Annotated in this window: 18 protein-coding genes and 2 riboswitches; of the genes, 15 read left to right on the top strand and 3 right to left on the bottom strand. The window is 63.4% G+C overall.

The genetic code is table 11. From position 1 onward, the window contains the following. Nucleotides 1-63 precede the first annotated feature (63 nt). Nucleotides 64-528 carry a L,D-transpeptidase Cds6 family protein gene (locus tag C4F17_RS01780; protein WP_106934068.1) on the top strand — a complete coding sequence of 155 codons (465 nt, stop codon included), beginning with the start codon at nucleotides 64-66 and terminating at the stop codon, nucleotides 526-528. A 4-nt stretch (nucleotides 529-532) separates the two neighbouring features. Here the strand turns inward: C4F17_RS01780 and C4F17_RS01775 are convergent, their stop codons facing one another. Then, nucleotides 533-952, bottom strand: coding sequence for a hypothetical protein (locus tag C4F17_RS01775; protein WP_106934067.1), 420 nt, complete (start codon nucleotides 950-952; stop codon nucleotides 533-535). 166 nt (nucleotides 953-1,118) lie between these two features. Here C4F17_RS01775 and C4F17_RS01770 point away from each other — a divergent pair, with 166 nt between their 5' ends. After that, nucleotides 1,119-1,679 carry a hypothetical protein gene (locus C4F17_RS01770; protein WP_106934066.1) on the top strand — a complete coding sequence of 187 codons (561 nt, stop codon included), beginning with the start codon at nucleotides 1,119-1,121 and terminating at the stop codon, nucleotides 1,677-1,679. A 143-nt stretch (nucleotides 1,680-1,822) separates the two neighbouring features. Then, on the top strand, nucleotides 1,823-2,107 hold the full coding sequence (locus C4F17_RS01765; protein ID WP_106934065.1) for a DUF6506 family protein: 285 nt from the start codon (nucleotides 1,823-1,825) through the stop codon (nucleotides 2,105-2,107). Between the two features lie 24 nt (nucleotides 2,108-2,131). On the opposite strand, the gene C4F17_RS01760 is transcribed toward C4F17_RS01765, so the two are convergent. After that, nucleotides 2,132-3,010, bottom strand: a complete 879-nt coding sequence (locus C4F17_RS01760; protein WP_106934064.1) for a LysR substrate-binding domain-containing protein — start codon at nucleotides 3,008-3,010, stop codon at nucleotides 2,132-2,134. A gap of 130 nt (nucleotides 3,011-3,140) precedes the next feature. Between C4F17_RS01760 and C4F17_RS01755 the strand changes: the two genes are divergently transcribed. The 12 genes from C4F17_RS01755 to gcvP all read left to right on the top strand — a co-directional run bounded on the left by C4F17_RS01755 (nucleotide 3,141) and on the right by gcvP (nucleotide 16,785). Then, nucleotides 3,141-4,952 carry a fatty acyl-AMP ligase gene (locus C4F17_RS01755; protein ID WP_159053590.1) on the top strand — a complete coding sequence of 604 codons (1,812 nt, stop codon included), beginning with the start codon at nucleotides 3,141-3,143 and terminating at the stop codon, nucleotides 4,950-4,952. A gap of 4 nt (nucleotides 4,953-4,956) precedes the next feature. Further along, complete coding sequence (locus tag C4F17_RS01750) at nucleotides 4,957-5,940, top strand: acyl-CoA desaturase (protein WP_106934062.1); 984 nt, start codon at nucleotides 4,957-4,959, stop codon at nucleotides 5,938-5,940. Then, a complete protein-coding gene (locus C4F17_RS01745; RefSeq protein WP_106934061.1) occupies nucleotides 5,937-6,218 on the top strand; it encodes an acyl carrier protein in 282 nt (93 codons plus the stop codon). The genes C4F17_RS01750 and C4F17_RS01745 overlap by 4 nt, the downstream gene beginning before the upstream one ends. An 88-nt stretch (nucleotides 6,219-6,306) precedes the next feature. Beyond that, on the top strand, nucleotides 6,307-7,449 hold the full coding sequence (locus C4F17_RS01740; protein ID WP_159053589.1) for an MFS transporter: 1,143 nt from the start codon (nucleotides 6,307-6,309) through the stop codon (nucleotides 7,447-7,449). After that, complete coding sequence (locus C4F17_RS01735) at nucleotides 7,446-8,759, top strand: flavin-containing monooxygenase (protein WP_159053588.1); 1,314 nt, start codon at nucleotides 7,446-7,448, stop codon at nucleotides 8,757-8,759. Before C4F17_RS01740 ends, C4F17_RS01735 begins: the two co-directional genes overlap by 4 nt. Before the next feature lie 5 nt (nucleotides 8,760-8,764). Then, nucleotides 8,765-9,697: a hypothetical protein gene (locus tag C4F17_RS01730; protein ID WP_159053587.1), complete on the top strand. Its 933-nt coding sequence runs from the start codon at nucleotides 8,765-8,767 to the stop codon at nucleotides 9,695-9,697. Further along, complete coding sequence (locus tag C4F17_RS01725) at nucleotides 9,694-10,254, top strand: hypothetical protein (RefSeq protein WP_159053586.1); 561 nt, start codon at nucleotides 9,694-9,696, stop codon at nucleotides 10,252-10,254. Before C4F17_RS01730 ends, C4F17_RS01725 begins: the two co-directional genes overlap by 4 nt. Beyond that, a complete protein-coding gene (locus tag C4F17_RS01720; protein ID WP_106934056.1) occupies nucleotides 10,254-10,766 on the top strand; it encodes a PaaI family thioesterase in 513 nt (170 codons plus the stop codon). The genes C4F17_RS01725 and C4F17_RS01720 overlap by 1 nt, the downstream gene beginning before the upstream one ends. Before the next feature lie 14 nt (nucleotides 10,767-10,780). Next, nucleotides 10,781-11,905 (top strand): alkene reductase, encoded by a 1,125-nt coding sequence (locus C4F17_RS01715; RefSeq protein WP_106934055.1) that lies wholly within the window; start codon nucleotides 10,781-10,783, stop codon nucleotides 11,903-11,905. 53 nt (nucleotides 11,906-11,958) lie between these two features. After that, nucleotides 11,959-12,049: riboswitch (glycine riboswitch) on the top strand. A gap of 12 nt (nucleotides 12,050-12,061) precedes the next feature. Then, a riboswitch (glycine riboswitch) is annotated at nucleotides 12,062-12,174 on the top strand. A 45-nt stretch (nucleotides 12,175-12,219) separates the two neighbouring features. After that, a complete protein-coding gene (gcvT, locus tag C4F17_RS01710; RefSeq protein WP_081267068.1) occupies nucleotides 12,220-13,392 on the top strand; it encodes a glycine cleavage system aminomethyltransferase GcvT in 1,173 nt (390 codons plus the stop codon). A gap of 63 nt (nucleotides 13,393-13,455) precedes the next feature. Beyond that, complete coding sequence (gcvH, locus tag C4F17_RS01705; RefSeq protein WP_081267067.1) at nucleotides 13,456-13,827, top strand: glycine cleavage system protein GcvH; 372 nt, start codon at nucleotides 13,456-13,458, stop codon at nucleotides 13,825-13,827. A gap of 48 nt (nucleotides 13,828-13,875) precedes the next feature. Beyond that, the gene (gene gcvP / locus C4F17_RS01700) at nucleotides 13,876-16,785 is read left to right on the top strand and encodes an aminomethyl-transferring glycine dehydrogenase (RefSeq protein WP_106934054.1); all 2,910 of its coding nucleotides are present in this window, start codon (nucleotides 13,876-13,878) and stop codon (nucleotides 16,783-16,785) included. Between the two features lie 25 nt (nucleotides 16,786-16,810). Here gcvP and C4F17_RS01695 read toward each other — a convergent pair whose 3' ends face one another. Next, nucleotides 16,811-17,722, bottom strand: coding sequence for a DUF3014 domain-containing protein (locus C4F17_RS01695; RefSeq protein WP_106934053.1), 912 nt, complete (start codon nucleotides 17,720-17,722; stop codon nucleotides 16,811-16,813). Between the last annotated feature and the right edge of the window lie 77 nt (nucleotides 17,723-17,799).

The raw sequence follows: 17,799 nt of genomic DNA, 5'->3' as shown, positions 1-17,799 counted from the left end.
TGGTTCACTGCCAGAATCGGCGTCGGACTCGACGCCTATAACCGACAAAGAGGGAACTGCGCCATGAACCGATCCTTGACGACCACCAGCCTGCTCGCCGGTGGACTGCTGCTGGCCACGGCCGCATTCGGCGCCACCCCGCCGGCCGCGCCCACCACCACCGAGGCGGCGCCCCCCGCTCCCACGGTCGGCATCGCCGAAGTCGAGGCTGCGGTGCGCGCCTGGGCCGCGGCCTGGTCGGCCCGCGACGCGGACCGCTACCTCGCCGCCTACGCGCCCGACTTCACGCCGGCGCGCAACCAGGACCGCAAGCGCTGGGAGACCGAGCGTCGCGCGCGCATCGCGGACAAGTCGAGCATCAGCGTGGGCATCGAAGACCTCGTCATCAGCATCAACGGACAGGCCGCGAGCGCCAGGTTCAAGCAGGTCTACCGCGCCGACAAGGTGAAGGAGACGGGCCGCAAGACGCTCGAGCTGCAGCGCGTGGGCAACCAGTGGCTGATCCGCAAGGAAAGCGCGGGCGGCTGACGGCTCACAGCCCCAGCTTCGTAAGGGCCCAGGCCACGGTGCCCAACTGCACCACGTTGAGCGCCATTCCGGCAATGTGAAGCTGGCGGAACCGGCGGGCAGAGACATCCAGCGCCGGAATCGTGCCGCGCAGCAGGTCCATGCGCGGAATGATCAGCCAGCGGCGCAGCGAAAAGGCCAGGCCGGCGACGAAGGCCATGCCCGCGGCAAATGCCGGCCTGCCCGACCATGCATAGCAGAGCGCCGCCGTGCTGCCCGTCAGCATCGTCGCGAGGTAGTACACGTTGAACAGGCCACGGATGAAGCGCGAGTCCAGCGGCGTGTCGTGCTTGAGGATCAGCAGCGGCAGCGATCCCATCATGAAAAAGCCCATCCACACGAGCAGCAGGACTGTCGCCATGAGTGCAAAGACGATGGGAAGCATGAGGTGGGCCCCTTCCGCGGTGCCGGAGCATACCGCCGGGCAAGGCAGTCGCGGTATCGGGAAATCGTGCGGGGCCAACGCCATTTCCGTAAGCGAAAAGGGTTCATGAAGATGTCACCGCTTGCAACGATGCTGCTGCCCTCGATCTCCGAAAGCTGTGGCTGCCATGTTTCCCACCAAGACCGACAAGGCGCGCGACGAACTCCAGGGCGGACAGCGCACGCTCAGCCAGCGTGAACGCGCACTGCTGCTCATGGCCGACGGGCGGCGTTCGCTGAGCGACTTCAGCCCGCTGTTCAGCACCCGCGACGAAGCCGAGCAGGCCATCCAGACGCTGGTGCAGCGCGGCTATCTGCAGACTCCGAAGGTGGCGGTTGCCCCCGGCAACGCCGTGCCCCCTGCCCCGGCGCCCGCCCAACCCGCACCCATCCCCGCCAGCGAGCCGATCCAGATCGCCACGTCGGCCGACACCTTCGACGGCAAGCGCTCCCTGGCCACCACGCGCATGTTCCTGTTCGACATCTGCGAGCGCATGTTCGTGCGCCGCGATCCCAAGTTCGCGCTGCAGATGCGCGACGCCCTGCGCGAAGCCCGCGACCGCGAAGCCATGCTGACCATCGCCGCGCTCATGCTCACGGAAATCGAGAAAGCTGCCGGCCCCGAGCGCGCCGAGTCGCTGCGCGAGCGGATCGACAAGCTGCTGCCGCCGGCTGAGTTAGTTCACTGAGATTGTTCGAGCGAGAGCCAGCCAGTCGCGAATCTTGCAGACGAGAAGCCTGGTCCGGTGTTAGGCTGAATTGAAGGCAGGCGGTCGCCAGCGGCGTCTCTTGCTCCAACGCTCTCATCCACGCACAAACGGAGAACAAGCTCATGGCCCTCACCAAGTTCGGATTCATCGTGACCGGAGACCGATTTGTCCAGCATCAGGGGACAGTGCAGTTTCAGATGAAGGTGGTGGGCGTCGCAACGGCCTCCGAGGGCATCGAGGTCGCGCAGGAGATGGTTCGCGAAGGCGTGCAGCTCATCGAACTATGCGGTGGATTCAGCCCCGTGTGGGCGGGCAAGATCATCGAGGCCATAGACTATGCCGTGCCCGTCGGCGTAGTCGCGTATGGACCGGAGTCGATCGACGCCATGCACCGCCTGTTCTCGTAGGCAAGACGGGCATTCGGCGGCAACTCAGGCTTGCTGGCTGCCGAGAAATCTTGCGACTAGGGGCCGCGTGGCTTTCCTTGTGACCCTGAATATTTTGGCTCTCATGGGGAATGACGGAGGCAACGGGCGGAGCACGATTCCCCTGCCTGGCGCCTTGCCCAGGCTTTCCTGAACGATCGCCAATCCAACACCCGCGTCTACCAGCCCGAGCACGACGGAAGGCTCCGCCGCTTCGAATCGAACGTTGGGGATGAAGCCTGCGCTCGCACACGCCCCCATCAAACTCTGCCGAGCCTCTGGGGAGTCTTTTTCGGGAAGGGCTATGAATGCCTCCCCATCCAGCTTTCGCGGATCAAAGCGCCCCTTGGCCAGCGGGTGATTCCTGGGCATCGCGACAGCAAACCCTTCATCCGCGATCTGCTCTGCGACAAGCGGACTGTTTTGCAAGGGCGGCGAGTAAGAGAATCCGACATCGATTCCGCCGAACTGCAAGGCTTCGAACTGTTGCCTAGAGCGAAGGTTCTTCAGCTCGATCCTGGCGTGCGGCGCGACCTTCAGGAAGCGCTTGATGGCCGTCTGGAGCGCTCCTACGTGAATGGCGCCCTCCACGAAACCAAGCGTCAAAGAGCCCGTCCTTCCCTCGGCCTCATCCCGGATCCGATCCTCCAGCTGCTGCGCATGTTCCATGAGGGCTTTTGCCTCATCGAGGAACTGCCGCCCCGCGTCCGTCAGCTGAAGCCGCTTCCGCTCTCTCGAGAAGAGTGCCGTACCCAGACGTTCTTCCAGCGCAATGATTTGGCGGCTCAACGGCGATTGGGAAATGTGCAGCAGCGTTGCCGCTTTTCCAACGTTCAACGTCTCTGCGACAGCGACGAAATAGTGGAGTTTCTGGAGATCGATCATCAGACCTTCTATGTCTCATCAGATGCAAAAACAGACATAGACAATCTTATCTGTTACGCAAAGAATTACCCGAAACAAATCCATTCAACCAGACAGGCTGAGTCATAAAAAGATTCGGGAGGAGTCTCGCGTGAAGTTGGGAAGCTATGCCGCCGACAGCGGAAATGGATATCGAACGATCTGTGACTACGTCGGTTTGAGAGGGGTCACCGACCGCAATCTGGTTGCCTACACCTTCTTGCACAACCCTGAAGACAAGAGCTCGTACCAGCGGATCACATATGGAGAGCTACTGGATCGCGTTATCTCGTTCTCGGCCCGGCTGCAGCAAGTGGCCGCACCGGGTGAGCGCGCGATTCTTCTCTACCCGCCCGGCATCGACTACATAGTTGCGTTCTACAGTTGCCTTTGGGCTGGCCTTGCGGCGGTTCCCGCATACCCGGTCAAGAACAATCAACACCGTGATCGACTCCGTGCGGTCATCGCGGACTGCACTGCATCGATCATCCTGACGCAGGCGGTCGACCTGACAAAGCTCCAGGAAACCCGCTCATCCAGTTTTCCCCTCGGGGAACACCAGATCATTTCCGAGGCTGTCTGTGCCGAACCGGGTCAGTTGGCGCTTCGTTTGCAGCATCCCGTCGCCACGGAATTGGCTTTCCTGCAGTACACCTCTGGCTCGACTGGCGAGCCGAAGGGAGTCATGGTCACGCATTCGAATCTGATCCACAACCTAGGCGAGATCCGCGACAAGTTCGGCAGTACGCGCGAGACCGTGATGGTGAGTTGGCTACCTCCGTATCACGACATGGGCCTGATCTCCGCGATCCTCGAACCGCTATTCGTGGGATTCCATGCTGTTCTCATGTCGCCCTTCTCGTTCATTCAGCGCCCCATGCGATGGCTGAACGCGATTTCCGAATACAAGGCGACGCTGTCCGGCGGGCCGAACTTCGCCTTCGACCTGGTTGCCAACGCCCGCGATCCGGTCTCTCAGACGCTATCGCTCAATACCCTGCGCATCATGTACAGCGGCGCGGAACCCATCCAGGTCGCCACCTTGAAACGATTTTGCGAGAGTTTTTCCTCGGCGGGCTTCGTGCCCGAGATGCTCTATCCATGCTACGGCCTGGCGGAAGGCACTCTGTTTTCTTCGGGCGGAGACGCGACGTCGGCGCCCGTCCTGCTGAACACCATCAGCAAGCAGATGATGCAATGGGACGGCGCAACGGCATCCGAAACATTTACACCACCCCCCAATCAGGGAATCAAGGTCGGGTGCGGCCGCACTCTCGCACAACAAGAGATCCGCATCGTCGATCCCGATGGCCTCCAAGAGCTTGAGGATGGCGAAGAAGGCGAAATATGGGTCAGCGGCCCGAGCATTGCAAAGGGGTACTGGCAGCGGGATGAGCAGACCCGCGAGGTCTTCAGCGCATACACCGAATCCGGAGCAGGTCCTTTTCTGCGTACGGGCGATCTCGGGTTTCTCGTGAATGAGGAGCTGTTCGTCACTGGCCGCATCAAGGACACGATCATCGTCAGGGGCAAGAAGTACTACCCTCAAGACATCGAGCGCGCAGTCGAAGCGACCATCGCCGAAGTCAGGCCGTCATGCACCGTCGCATTCAACGTCGGCGACGAGGGGGAGATTGCCGTGGTCGCGGAAATCGAGCGCACCGCGCGCAAATCGGACCCGGACGCGTTGCTGGCGGACATCCGCAAAGCCGTCGGAAAGCAGTCTCAGCTCTTCCCCTTCACCGTCGTCATCGTGGCGCCAGGAAGAACGCTGAAGACCTCCAGCGGAAAGGTTCAGCGACGCCTCACGCGCAAGTTGCTGGAGCGGCAGGAAATGGAGGTCTGGGCGCAATGGACCCGTCCTTCAGGCCAAGACACCCATACCCAACAAAGCGGCTCCCTGGCAACTGCCGTCGAAAGCTAGACACATGCTCACTCCAAATGCACCAAATCAGGCGCTCCTGAGGCAACGCGCGCGCACCAGCAGGCGGGATCTGATCCTGGCGCTGACGGCCAACATCGTGCCGCTGCTGGGAGCCATTTTTCTGCTCGTCTCGATTCTTGCGTTCGGAATGCCAGTGCACCTCTTCGACGTCGTGCTGTTCGCGGTGTGCTATTTCCTGGCGATGGTCGGCCTGGAGGTCGGCTTTCACCGGTACTTCGCACACAAGTCTTTCAAGACGACCAAACCCGTGGAAATGATGCTGGGCATCCTGGGGTCGATGAGTTTCCAGGGAGGGGTGATTCTCTGGACCGCGACCCATAGGCGGCATCACGGAAACACGGACGAACCCAGCGACCCTCACAGCCCTGTCGCACCGGCCGGCAGTCCCCCGGGTCGCCGCATCGCCCAATTCATGCATGCATACATCGGCTGGATGTTCAACCCCGACTCGCTCAAGCCCAAGGGGTGGGAACGGATGACGCCCGATATGTTCCGCCGGCCCGACCTGTTCAGGCTGCATGTGACCTACGCCAAGTGGGGAATCCTGGGCATTGTCATTCCCGCGCTCATCGGTGCTGCCTGGTACCAATCGTGGCAAGGTTTTCTCTCCGGACTTCTTTGGGGCGGACTGCTGCGAATCTTCGTGGCCAATCAGATGTACTACATCACCAACTCGTTCGGGCATCTGGTTGGCACGCGGCCATTCCGCCGCGCCGACAACAGCCGCAACAACCTGTTGCTCGCGATTCCGACTCTTGGCCTTTCGCTGCACAACAACCATCACGAATTTCCGGCCTCTGCCAGCGTTTCGCTGCATTGGTGGCAACCCGACATTTCCGCTCTGGTCATCCGGCTCCTGGAACGCCTCGGACTTGTCTGGGATGTTCGCAGACCCACGCAAGAACAGATCCTCGAAGCAAAGCAACGTTACTCGGTCGAGTACGAACCAGGAAAGAAAAAAGCATGAAGCAAGAAGCAAGCACCCAAGTCAATCTCGATGAACTCAGGGCTTGGCTGATCAACTACATCAGCAGGCGGTGCGACATCCCGGCAGCCGAACTGCATTCCGGCATCCCGTTTGAAGAGTTCGGCATCGACTCCGTGCAAGCCGTCGAGATCACGGCAGAACTGGAGCAGGAGTTCCACATTCCCGTCGAACCGACGGCGCTGTTCGAGTTCAACACCATTGAACTTCTCGTGGCGCACGTTTCGTCTTGCAGCAGTTCGGCGCCGACAACGAAGTGAACCGGCAGAAAACCGCAATACCCGAATGAGACCCGCAGAGACTGTAGCAGCACCGCAGCGCCCCGGGCTGAGCGTGCCGGGATCCGTTGTGCTGCTGGCGCTGGGGATGTTCGCGATCGGCGCCGATGGATTCGTGATCGCGGGCATCCTTCCAGATCTGGCGACAGGGCTTCAGGTGTCGCTGTCCCAGGCAGGCCTGCTGGTGTCGGCGTTCGCGCTGACTTACGCGATAAGCGCCCCGATCCTAGGTGCCGTATTGGGCGGAAAATCTCTTCGGACGATCCTCATCGCGTCGATGGGCGTCTTCGCCGCTGCCAATCTTGCGGCAGCCCTGTCGGAGCAATACGCCTGGCTCTTGCTGTGGCGCCTGATCGCGGCAATGAGTGCCGCGGCTTATTCGCCGGCAGCAGTTGCGGCTGCCATCAACCTTCTGCCTCCCGAAAAACGTGCCCAGGCCAGCAGCTTCGTCTTGGGGGGACTGACGGCCGCCCTCGTCACGGCCGTCCCTCTGGGTTTGATGCTCGCAAGCGTAAGTTCGTGGCGGATGACCTTCATCCTGATTGCGACCCTGGCCGCAGCCGCGGCCGCGGCGCTCTGGTGGGTGATGCCGGCCAACTTCCAGTCCAGGAGCCTTTCGCTGGGAGAGCGCCTGTCGCCACTCCGAAACGGCGACGTGATCCGGGCTCTTGCAAGTTGCTTCGTATGGATGGCGGGTGGCATTGCCACATATACGTTCATCGTCCCGATCAGCCAGTCCGCGACCGGCTGGTCGGCAGACAAGACAAGCTTTGTCTTGTTGATCTATGGTGCGGCGGCCATTGCCGGGAATCTCATCGGTGGACGGCTCGGCGATTTCCTCAAAACACCCGTACGCGCACTGCAGTACTTTCTTTGTGCGCATCTCGCTTCTTTGCTCCTGATGAGTCTGGCCGTGTTCAGCGGCCCTCCCTTGGGGGTGTGGCTCTTCCCGGTTGCCGTCGCCATCTTTGCGGCATCCGGCTGGGCATGCACACCCCCGCAGGCTTCTCGTCTTGTGTCACCGAGCCCGCCACACGCCGTACAGGTGATTGCACTCAACACCATGGCCACCTACTTTGGCATGGCCGCAGGGGCTGCACTGGGAGGACTCCTCTCGACAAACGGCACCTTGCTTTTCATTCCCCTGGCTGGCGCCGCAGCTCAATGCATCGCCATCTGGATGGTGTCCACTCGCGGAGAACAACGTTCATGAAGGCTGTACACGAATCGCAACCCGACGTTGCGGTCATTGGCGCAGGCCCTTCCGGCTTGGCCACAATGCGGAATCTTAAGGAGGCGGGCATCGACTTCGTCGGCTACGAATCGCATGCCGGCATAGGGGGGATCTGGGACCGGGCCAACCCGAAGAGTTCGGTGTATCGGAACACACACACCATCACATCGAAGGGGATCACCGCATTCAGCGACTTCCCTATGCCGGATGATTTTCCGGTCTACCCGGGTCATCCCCAGGTGCTCAAGTATCTCAACAGCTACGCGGACAACTTTGGACTGCGAGCACACATCCGATTCAACGACGCCGTCGAAAAGATCACGAGATCAACGGATGGCGGATGGGTGGTCAGTTCAGCCAGCGGAACTCAAGCATGGTTTCGCGATGTCATCATTGCAAACGGGCATAACTGGTATCCGAGGAAGCCGGATTTTCCGGGGATATTTGCTGGCAGGGTCCTCCATGCCAGCGAATACACGGACGCTAGTGAATTCGCGGACAAGCGGGTCCTGGTCATCGGCGCGGGCAACTCTGGCTGCGACATCGCCGTCGAGTGTTGCCAGATTTCCCCTCGCGTGGTCCTCAGCATGCGCCGCGGCTACAACTTCTATCCGAAGTTCATTGCCGGCTACCCCGCCGACCAGGTCGGCATGAAGGTGCGCTCGATGGGACTTCCAAGTAAATGGGCGTCGAAGATCATGGGCTGGCTCCTGCGCCTTTCGGCGGGCGATCAACAACGCATGGGGCTTCCGAAGCCCGACCATCGCCCGCTGCAGACCCCGGCCATCGTCAACACACTGGTCCCCTACTACGCGGCACATGGCCGAATCGCCATCGCGCCAGGCGTCGAAAGCTTTGAAGGCAGCACGGTGCGTTTCAGCGATGGTTCGGCACAGGAGTTCGATGTCGTCGTCCTGGCGACTGGCTATGAGATCCATATCCCGTTTGTCTCGAACGGAGATCTCGACTGGCAAGGAAACAAGCCGGACTTTTATTTGTATGCGTTTTCCAAGAAGTTCGACGATCTGTTCATTGCGGGAATGACCGACTCGACCGGCGGGCACTTCCCGACAGTCGAGCTTCAGTCCAGGGTGATCTCCCAATACATCACAGCCAAGCGGACCTATCCCGCGAAGGCACGCCAGCTCGACGAGTTGATCAGGAAAAACAACGTCGACCTGAACAACGGTATCGATTTCATCGACATCCCCCGCAACGCAACGCAGTTCTCGCTGCTCGCTTTCCGCAGGGCCCTGACCGAGCATCTCGACCTTCTCGCAACTGCCTGACCACCATGGGAACGATTCATTCACGACTCGGTGATCCCCGCATCAACACAGGGTCCGGCGAAGCCAACGCACTTATCCCCGAGCGAACGCCCGAACTCCTTCAAACGGCACTGACCTACGCTCTGGGTTCTGTTCCTTACAACAGCGCGACTCAGTTTCTCGAGTTCTTCGACGAGAGAATTCTGGCGCCCAACTGGGGAATGTCATGCGTTCGGCAGTCCGTCCGGGTGGACGAACACCTTCAATCCATCGGTGGCCCGAAAGGCATCTACATCCGCAATGGCCGCCACGTCGCATCGATCTATCCGGACAGCCACGGAATCGCCGTGCTGGACCCCTACTTGCTGCACAAGGCGCCGCTCATCCTGAATTACGAGGACCGGGTCGGTGATTGCATCGAGGCCTCAGTCCCCGCCTATCCCGTGCGCATCGACGATGAGGGCCTTGCACGCTGGGGGAAGATGCGGGCGGTGCTGAATGTAGAGAAGCGCACCTTGCAACTCGACTACACCCGCTTCAGCCCCCGGCGCCAGCAAAACTACCTCTATCGGTCCTTCGGTCTGAGTCTCGATGAGGTCGCAATCTTTCCCTCGCCACTTCCTGTCGCACATGCGCGGCTCGTGCATCCGGAGCAGAACAACCTCTCGGTACGCGTTCTGGATCTCCCGCGGCAAGCACTCAGCGAAGTCATCCTGCCGCTTTGCGGGGTGACAGCCGATCGGCCTGCGACCGAAGATCAGCTGATCAGCCGAGACAACCAGGGCCGGGTGAGTACAGCGGGCTCGCCCGGCTTCGACGAAAACCTCACGAGTGTCGCCAGGGTCGTGGGTGTAAGCGCCCAGGAGGTCGTCGACATCCTCCTTCATACATCACGCGTCTATTCGAAGGTCGCGCCCGACGACCGGGTTCTCGCGCCCTATCCGTTGATGAGGGAATGAACACAAGAATTTCTGGATTGCAAATGCTGCCTCCTCATCCCCGATCTTTCTTCCTTGCAGGCGTCATGCAAGGCGCGCGCGGCGGACGCGATCTCGCGGACCAGTCGTACCGCCCGGCGATCGCAAGAGCCATCCGACGCCACTTTCCGAATGCCGTGGTGCACGACCCCGCCGAACGAATGTGGGACAACCTGCAAACCTCCCGCGAACGCATTCGCGAGGCGCACACCGCCTTGCTCCAGACGCCCAAGGTAGCCAGGTCCGACCTGGACCCTGCGCTGCTGGAGTTGACGCAAATATTCCACCGGCAGACGGCGATGGCGGGTAACTGCGATGTCTGCGTCGTCTTCCTACCGAACAACGAGCCAAGCATGGGAACAGCCGCGGAGATGTTGACAGCCCACAACGCTGGACGGTTCGTGGTCGCGATTACCGGCATGCGGCAGAACCTGGCTGTGCTCGCCTGCTCCCAACTGATCGTCGAAAGCATGGAGACGTTCGAAAACTGGCTTTCGACGCTTGCAGTTTCACCCACGACGAAGGAAGGAGCCACCTGATGGTTGATGTTGAACTGTTGGTACGCGAGAGCGAGCGACCGGCGGAATTCCCCGGCCTCGATATCAAGACGAAATACCGCAAGGTATTGAATGAAGTGGTGGACGGCACCGATATCGCACCGATCCCGATTGCGACGATCGGCCTTCCTTTTGCCACGCCATGCGCTGCGAGCTGGGAGTACGGACGGCTCTCCGGTGTCTACACGCCACCTTCGCATGCCGCGATGCCTACCGGCAACATCTTTGGCGGATACCTCACGGGCCTGGTTGACCAGTGGGCCGGACTCGCTACTTACTCGGTCATACCCGATCGACTGCAAGTGCTCACCGTCAACATGAACATAGACTTCAAGGCCCCAGCCGTGATTACGGAAACCCGGCTGCAGGCCAGCGTGACGGCATTGACGGAAAGAAAAGCCATCGTTCAGGTGTTCGCCTGGCAGGCTGACATCCTTCTCTTCGAGGCGAACGTGGTCGAGGTCCTGGCGCCCTGGCGCGTCAAGCCAGCCTGAGGCTGGGGATCACAATGAATCGGACATCGCCACTTCTGCGCCCGATCACGATATCGGGCACCCTTTTGAACAACCGCGTCTTCATGGCGCCGATGACGCGCATGCGGGCCAACGGCACGGAATGTCCGACACTGCTGACCGCCAGGTACTACGCACAGAGGGCAACCGCCGGTTTGATCGTCACCGAGGCCACGCAGGTCTGCGCCCAAGGCAAGGGCTACTTCGGCACACCGGGTATCTACACCAATGCGCAGGAAGGTGCGTGGAGCCGCGTGGTGAAAGCGGTGCACGAAGCGGGCGGCCGAATTGCAATGCAACTCTGGCACGTGGGCCGCATCTCGCACAGCCTGAACCAGCCGGACGGCGCGCAGCCGGTCGCTCCTTCAGCCGTCGCCACACGACGCTCGAAGGTAAGCGTCTTCAAGAACGGGCGACTCCAGGAAGTACCCTGCGAGCCAGCAAGGGAGCTTTCAGGCGATGAAATTTCCGTGATCGTCTCGCAGTACGCGGCAGCGGCCGAACGTGCAAAGCGGGCAGGCTTTGACTTTGTCGAAATTCATGCGGCCAACGGCTATCTGATCAACCAGTTTCTTTCCACGAATACCAACCTTCGGACAGACCAATACGGCGGCTCTCTTGAAAATCGGGCCCGCTTCCTGGAAGAAATCGTCGATGCAGTCTCTCTTGTCATCGGCGCAGGCAGGGTCGGAGTTCGCATATCGCCCAATGGGGTATTCAACGATATCGCCGACAGCGAAGCCGAACAAATGGCCTGTTTGCTAGCCCACAGCCTCAACGCCAAGGGGATCGCGTATCTGCACGTCGCAGAACCCGACTGGGCGGGCGGCGTTGCATTGACTGCAGCATTCCGACAGGGGCTACGCGAAAGATTCAGGAATTGCCTGGTTTTTTGCGGAAATTTCGACCAGAAATCAGGGGAGGAATTGCTGGCGCAAAAAGTTGCGGATGCGATGGCGTTTGGTCGTCTGTACATCGCGAATCCGGATCTGGTGACTCGCTTTGCCAGCGGCGCCAAGCTGAATGTGGCCGACCCATCGACTTTCTATTTCGGCAACACCAAGGGGTATACCGACTATCCGTCATTGGGAAGCGCCGAGGCCACAACGGCAACCGCTTGACCAGAGCGGCCGGCCGATAGTCCTTGGAACACGCCCTAGCCGATCAACTACACTCTCGAAGGTCAGGAGAGAGCCCCGCCAGCCGGGGCCGCCGAAGGCGCAGGGGTTTCCCGAACGCTCAGGCAAAAGGACTGACAAGGCGCCGGCGAACACCGGCGTTTCCTTGCTGGAGAGAGGCCGCCGTACCGCAAACGGCGCAGCGGCCCACCGAAGGAGCAAACCCCGATCGTGGGGCGAATCTCTCAGGTAAAGCGGACAGCAGGGGTGGCCCATGGCTTGCGTCATGGATTTTGTCTGCCCCTTTGGAGTGCCCCGTGGCCGCTTCCTCCGCACCCGCTACCGAACTTCTCAAGACGCCGCTGCACGACCTTCACGTGGAGCTCGGCGCCCGCATGGTGCCCTTCGCCGGCTATTCCATGCCGGTGCAGTACCCCGCCGGCCTCATGGCCGAACACAAGCACACGCGCGATGCGGCCGGCCTGTTCGACATCTCCCACATGGGCCAGCTTCGCCTCGTCGGCCCCGACGCCGCGGCCGCCTTCGAAACCCTGATGCCCGTCGACGTGATCGACCTGCCCGCCGGCAAGCAGCGCTACGGCCTGCTGCTGAACGACGAGGGCGGCATCCTCGACGACCTGATGTTCTTCAACGAAGGCCACGGCTCGCTTTTCGTGATCGTCAACGGCGCCTGCAAGGTGGCCGACATCGCCCACATCCAGCAGAAGATCGGCTCCCGCTGCGAAGTGCAGCCCTTGCCCGACCACGCCCTGCTCGCGCTGCAGGGCCCCAAGGCCGCGGCCACGCTGGCGCGGTTGTCGCCCGGCATCGAGCGCTTCGTGTTCATGACGGGCGGCGCGGTGCAGATCGGCGGCATTCCCGCCTTCGTCACCCGCAGCGGCTACACCGGCGAAGACGGCTTCGAGATCTCGGTGGCCGCCAAGGATGCCGAGCCGCTGGCCCGCCTGCTGCTGGCCCAGCCCGAGGTCAAGCCCATCGGCCTGGGCGCGCGCAATTCGCTGCGGCTCGAAGCCGGCCTGTGCCTGTACGGCAACGACATCGACACCACCACCACGCCGGTCGAGGCTTCGCTCAACTGGGCGATGCAGAAGGTGCGCCGCGCGGGCGGCGCGCGCGAAGGCGGCTTCCCCGGCGCCGCGAAGATCCTCGCGCAGCTTGCGGCCGCCACGGCGGGCACCGCCGGCCACACCGACCACGACACGCTGAAGCGCAAGCGCGTGGGCCTCGTGGCGCTGGAGCGCATTCCGGTGCGCGACGGCACGGTGCTGCAGTCATTCGAAGGCCAGGACATCGGCATCGTCACCAGCGGCCTGCTCGGCCCCACGGCCGACCGCTGCATCGCCATGGGCTACGTGGCCACCGCCTTCGCAGAGCCCGGCACCCGCGTGCAGGCCATCGTGCGCGGCAAGCCGGTGCCGATGGAAGTCTCGACCATGCCTTTCGTGCCGACCCGCTATTACCGCGGCTGAACGCGGCAGACCCGGCTAGGCTCTGCACCCCGATTCATTTTTTCCACGAGGAGTTTTCTCATCATGAGCATCAAGTACACCAAGGACCACGAATGGGTGTCGGCCGAAGGCGACGCAGCCACCGTCGGCATCACCTTGCACGCGCAGGACGCGCTGGGCGACGTGGTGTTCGTCGACCTGCCCGAAGTCGGCAAGACCTTCGCGCAGGGCGAAGTTGCCGGCGTCGTCGAGTCGGTCAAGGCGGCAGCCGACGTTTTCATGCCCGTGTCGGGCGAGATCACCGAAGTGAACGAAGCCCTGCGCGCAGACCCGTCGCTGGCCAACAGCGACCCGCTGGCCGCCGGCTGGTTCTTCAAGGTCAAGCTGAGCGAGCCCGCGCAGCTCGACGCCCTGCTGGACGCCGCCAGCTACGACAAGTTCGCGGCCGAGTCCTGATCGCCTGATTTTTCTTCCGAGCCCCCTTCTTCCCGAGCCCCCACCGCCATGCCGATTCCCGCCCTTCCCTCTTTGCAAGAACTAGAGAATGCCGAAGAATTTCTCGCCCGCCACATCGGCATCGATGCGGCGGACGAGGCGCGCATGCTGCCGGTGATCGGCTCGGAAACGCGCTCGGAGCTCATCGACGGCATCGTGCCCGCGGCCATCCGCCGGGCGCGGCCGATGCGGCTGCCGGCCCCCGTGACCGAAGCCGACGCGCTGGCCGAGCTGAAGGCGATGGCGTCGAAGAACAAGGTGTTCAGGAACTTCATCGGCCAGGGCTACTACGGCACGCACACGCCGGGCGTCATCCTGCGCAACGTCCTCGAGAACCCCGCCTGGTACACCGCCTACACGCCCTACCAGGCAGAGATCTCGCAGGGCCGCATGGAAGCCCTGCTCAATTTCCAGACGATGGTGTGCGACCTCACGGGCATGGCCATCGCCAACGCGTCGATGCTCGACGAAGCCACGGCCGCCGCCGAAGCCATGACGCTCGCCAAGCGCAGCGTGAAAGCCAAGAGCAACGTGTTCCTGGTGTCGGGCGACTGCCATCCGCAGACCATCGAAGTCATCAAGACGCGCGCCGCGCCGCTGGGCATCGAGGTGAAGGTGAGCACGGTGTCGGAAACGCTGCCGCACCTGATGGTGAGCGGCGCATTCTTCGGCGTGCTCGCGCAGTACCCGGCCACCACCGGCCACGTGCACGACCTGCGCCCGCTCGCGGGCCATGCGCACCAGTGCGATGCCGCCTTCATCGTGGCGGCCGACCTGCTGGCGCTGACGCTGCTGGTCGCGCCGGGCGAGTTCGACGCCGACATCGTCTGCGGCACCACGCAGCGCTTCGGCATGCCGCTGTGCAACGGCGGCCCGCACGCCGCCTACCTGGCCTGCCGCGACGAGTTCAAGCGCTCGCTGCCGGGCCGCCTGGTGGGCGTGAGCGTCGACACGCACGGCCAGCCCGCCTACCGCCTCGCGCTGCAGACGCGCGAGCAGCACATCCGCCGGGAAAAGGCCACCTCCAACATCTGCACCGCGCAGGTGCTGCCGGCCGTGGTGGCCAGCATGTATGCCGTGTACCACGGGCCCGACGGCCTCACGCGCATCGCGCAGCGCGTGGCGGCGCTCACCGCCATCCTGTCGGCGGGCCTGTCGCAGATGGGCCGCGAGCCGGTCAACACCACCGCCTTCGATTCGCTGACCATCCGCACCGGCGACGACACGCAGGCCGTCATCGAGCGCGCCCAAGCCGCCGGCGTCAACCTGCGCCAGCGCCTGCAGCAGCACCTGGGCATCTCGCTCGACGAGACCACCACGCGTGCCGACGTCGAGACGCTGTGGGCCCTGTTCGCGCCCGCCGGCAAGCAGCTGCCGCGCTTCGACGACCTGGCCGCGAACACCACGCCGCTGATCCCCGAAGACCTGCGCCGCGCCAGCGCCTTCCTCACACACCCGGTGTTCAACACCCACAAGAGCGAGACCGCCATGCTGCGCTACATCCGCAGCCTGTCGGACAAGGACCTGGCGCTCGACCGCAGCATGATCCCGCTGGGCAGCTGCACCATGAAGCTCAACGCGACCAGCGAGATGATCCCCATCACCTGGCCCGAGTTCGCCAACATCCATCCCTTCGCGCCGGCCGACCAGCAGCTCGGCTATGCCCAGCTCGATGCGCAGCTGCGCGCCTGGCTGTGCGAGGCCACCGGCTACGCGGGCATCAGCCTGCAGCCCAACGCGGGCTCGCAGGGCGAATACGCGGGCCTGCTGGCCATCAAGTCCTTCCATGAAGCCAAGGGCCAGGGGCATCGCAACATCTGCCTGATTCCGTCGTCCGCGCACGGCACCAACCCCGCGAGCGCACAGATGGTGGGCCTGCAGGTGGTGGTGACGGCCTGCGACGCGCAGGGCAACGTCGACATGGACGACCTGAAGCGCGCCTGCGAGAAACACAGCGCCAACCTGGCCGCGGTGATGATCACCTACCCCAGCACGCACGGCGTGTTCGAAACCCGCGTGAAGGAACTCTGCGAGCTGGTGCATGCGCACGGCGGCCGGGTGTACTTGGACGGCGCCAACATGAACGCGCTGGTCGGCGTGGCTGCGCCGGGCGAGTTCGGCGGCGACGTGAGCCACCTGAACCTGCACAAGACTTTCTGCATTCCGCATGGCGGCGGCGGCCCGGGCGTGGGCCCGGTCTGCGTGGTCGAAGACCTGGTGCCGTACCTGCCGGGCCATGTGACGGCCGGCGTGCCGTCGCACGGCGTGGGTGCCGTGTCAGCAGCGCCACTGGGCAACGCGGCCGTGCTGCCGATCAGCTGGATGTACTGCCGCATGATGGGCGCCAAGGGCCTGCAGGCCGCGACCGAGACGGCCATCCTGAGCGCCAACTACATCAGCGCGCGCCTGAAGGACCACTACCCCACGCTGTACGCCAGCCCCAATGGCCACGTAGCGCACGAGTGCATCCTCGACCTGCGCCCGCTCAAGGACACCAGCGGCGTGACCGCCGAGGACGTGGCCAAGCGCCTGATCGACTACGGCTTCCACGCGCCCACGCTGAGCTTCCCCGTGCCCGGCACGCTGATGGTGGAGCCCACCGAGAGCGAGCCGCTGGCCGAGCTCGACCGCTTCATCGACGCGATGATCGCCATCCGCGGCGAAATCCGCCGCATCGAGGAAGGCGTCTGGCCGAAGGAGGACAACCCGCTCAAGCACGCGCCGCACACCGCCGCGAGCCTGCTGGGCACCGAGTGGAGCCACCCGTACTCGCGCGAACTCGGCGCGTTCCCGCTGGCCACGCTCAAGAACGCCAAGTACTGGCCGCCGATCGGCCGCGTCGACAACGTCTACGGCGACCGCAACCTGTTCTGCAGCTGCGTGCCCGTGGGCGACTACCAGGAAACCGAAGAGGCCTGAGTCCAGGTGCCCAGGCCGGCCTGGGCTACTGCGACTTCTTCTTCGCGAGGTCGGCCGTCGCGATCTGCTGGCGCAGCGCGCGCAGGCTGGCCTTCATCTTGCGCTCGTTCTCCGGGCCCATGCGCACCATGATCTTCTGGCCGGCGCTCGCCTTCTCCAGCGCCTGGTCGACATACTCGTAGCGCACCCACGGGCGCTGCGAAGGCACGTCGCCCTTCACCTCGACCAGCCGCACCTGCACCGGGCCCTTGGGCTCGGGCGCCTGCAGCAGGTTGTCGATCACCGCGATGAGCCGGTCGTTGAAGTAGCGCCCCGGGTAGCCCAGCTCTTCATAGGCCTGCTGGAACAGCGGATAGAGCCTGGCGTACACCGCCGCGGCCTTGGCCGGATCGACCGACTGCACCAGCATCACGAAGCCGTTGTAGCGCGCCGCGTTGTTGGCGGAAATGGTCTGCGCCTCGCCCTGCCCTTCGGTGATGAAGCGCTGGCCCGTGGGCTGCACCGGCCATGCGCTGGCGGGCGCCTGCTCGCGCGCCAGGTTGTCCACCGTGGCCACGAAGCGCCGCACGATGCCGTCGGAACGCAGGAAGGCTTCGGCGTTCTTGGCGCCCAGCAGTTCGGCCAGCGCCTTCATCACGCGCGAATCGGAATCGGCGAGCTTGGGCAGCGCGGCGTCGGGCGGCGCGAGCGCATCGACCGGGTTCTGCGGGCCGGTGGGCTCGGCCTTTGCGGGCGGTGGCGGCGGCGGTGCGTCGGCCGGCGCGGCGGCCACGGGCGCGGGCTCCGGCGGCTTTTGCTGTTGCTGGTACCAGCGCCAGCCGAAGAAGGCGGCGGCCAGCAGCACCAGCACGATGACGATGATCGTGCCAACGGGCGTCTCGCGGCGGGGGCGGAATTCGGGTGCGTCGCGCGTGTCGCGGATATCGCTTTCGGGCATGGGTCGGTTTCCTTTGGCTGGCGTGGAAGGCACAGGGAGACGAAGGCTATGGTGCACCAATAAGGGCACCGCAGCGT

The sequence above is a fragment of the Variovorax sp. PMC12 genome, assembly GCF_003019815.1.
Classification (GTDB): Bacteria; Pseudomonadota; Gammaproteobacteria; order Burkholderiales; family Burkholderiaceae_C; genus Variovorax.
The sequence above is the reverse complement of the archived record's forward strand: the minus strand, read 5'-3'. Positions and strand labels throughout refer to the sequence as shown.

What these genes read in the sequence shown, in the direction of transcription:
- C4F17_RS01765 (WP_106934065.1), top strand. Translation starts at nt 1,823, where the DNA reads ATGGCCCTCACCAAGTTCGGATTCATCGTGACCGGAGACCGATTTGTC.
- C4F17_RS01775 (WP_106934067.1), bottom strand. Translation starts at nt 952, where the DNA reads ATGCTTCCCATCGTCTTTGCACTCATGGCGACAGTCCTGCTGCTCGTG.
- C4F17_RS01750 (WP_106934062.1), top strand. Translation starts at nt 4,957, where the DNA reads ATGCTCACTCCAAATGCACCAAATCAGGCGCTCCTGAGGCAACGCGCG.
- gcvP (WP_106934054.1), top strand. Translation starts at nt 13,876, where the DNA reads ATGCCGATTCCCGCCCTTCCCTCTTTGCAAGAACTAGAGAATGCCGAA.
- C4F17_RS01715 (WP_106934055.1), top strand. Translation starts at nt 10,781, where the DNA reads ATGAATCGGACATCGCCACTTCTGCGCCCGATCACGATATCGGGCACC.
- C4F17_RS01735 (WP_159053588.1), top strand. Translation starts at nt 7,446, where the DNA reads ATGAAGGCTGTACACGAATCGCAACCCGACGTTGCGGTCATTGGCGCA.
- C4F17_RS01780 (WP_106934068.1), top strand. Translation starts at nt 64, where the DNA reads ATGAACCGATCCTTGACGACCACCAGCCTGCTCGCCGGTGGACTGCTG.
- C4F17_RS01730 (WP_159053587.1), top strand. Translation starts at nt 8,765, where the DNA reads ATGGGAACGATTCATTCACGACTCGGTGATCCCCGCATCAACACAGGG.
- C4F17_RS01770 (WP_106934066.1), top strand. Translation starts at nt 1,119, where the DNA reads ATGTTTCCCACCAAGACCGACAAGGCGCGCGACGAACTCCAGGGCGGA.
- C4F17_RS01760 (WP_106934064.1), bottom strand. Translation starts at nt 3,010, where the DNA reads ATGATCGATCTCCAGAAACTCCACTATTTCGTCGCTGTCGCAGAGACG.
- gcvH (WP_081267067.1), top strand. Translation starts at nt 13,456, where the DNA reads ATGAGCATCAAGTACACCAAGGACCACGAATGGGTGTCGGCCGAAGGC.
- C4F17_RS01695 (WP_106934053.1), bottom strand. Translation starts at nt 17,722, where the DNA reads ATGCCCGAAAGCGATATCCGCGACACGCGCGACGCACCCGAATTCCGC.
- C4F17_RS01725 (WP_159053586.1), top strand. Translation starts at nt 9,694, where the DNA reads ATGAACACAAGAATTTCTGGATTGCAAATGCTGCCTCCTCATCCCCGA.
- C4F17_RS01720 (WP_106934056.1), top strand. Translation starts at nt 10,254, where the DNA reads ATGGTTGATGTTGAACTGTTGGTACGCGAGAGCGAGCGACCGGCGGAA.
- C4F17_RS01745 (WP_106934061.1), top strand. Translation starts at nt 5,937, where the DNA reads ATGAAGCAAGAAGCAAGCACCCAAGTCAATCTCGATGAACTCAGGGCT.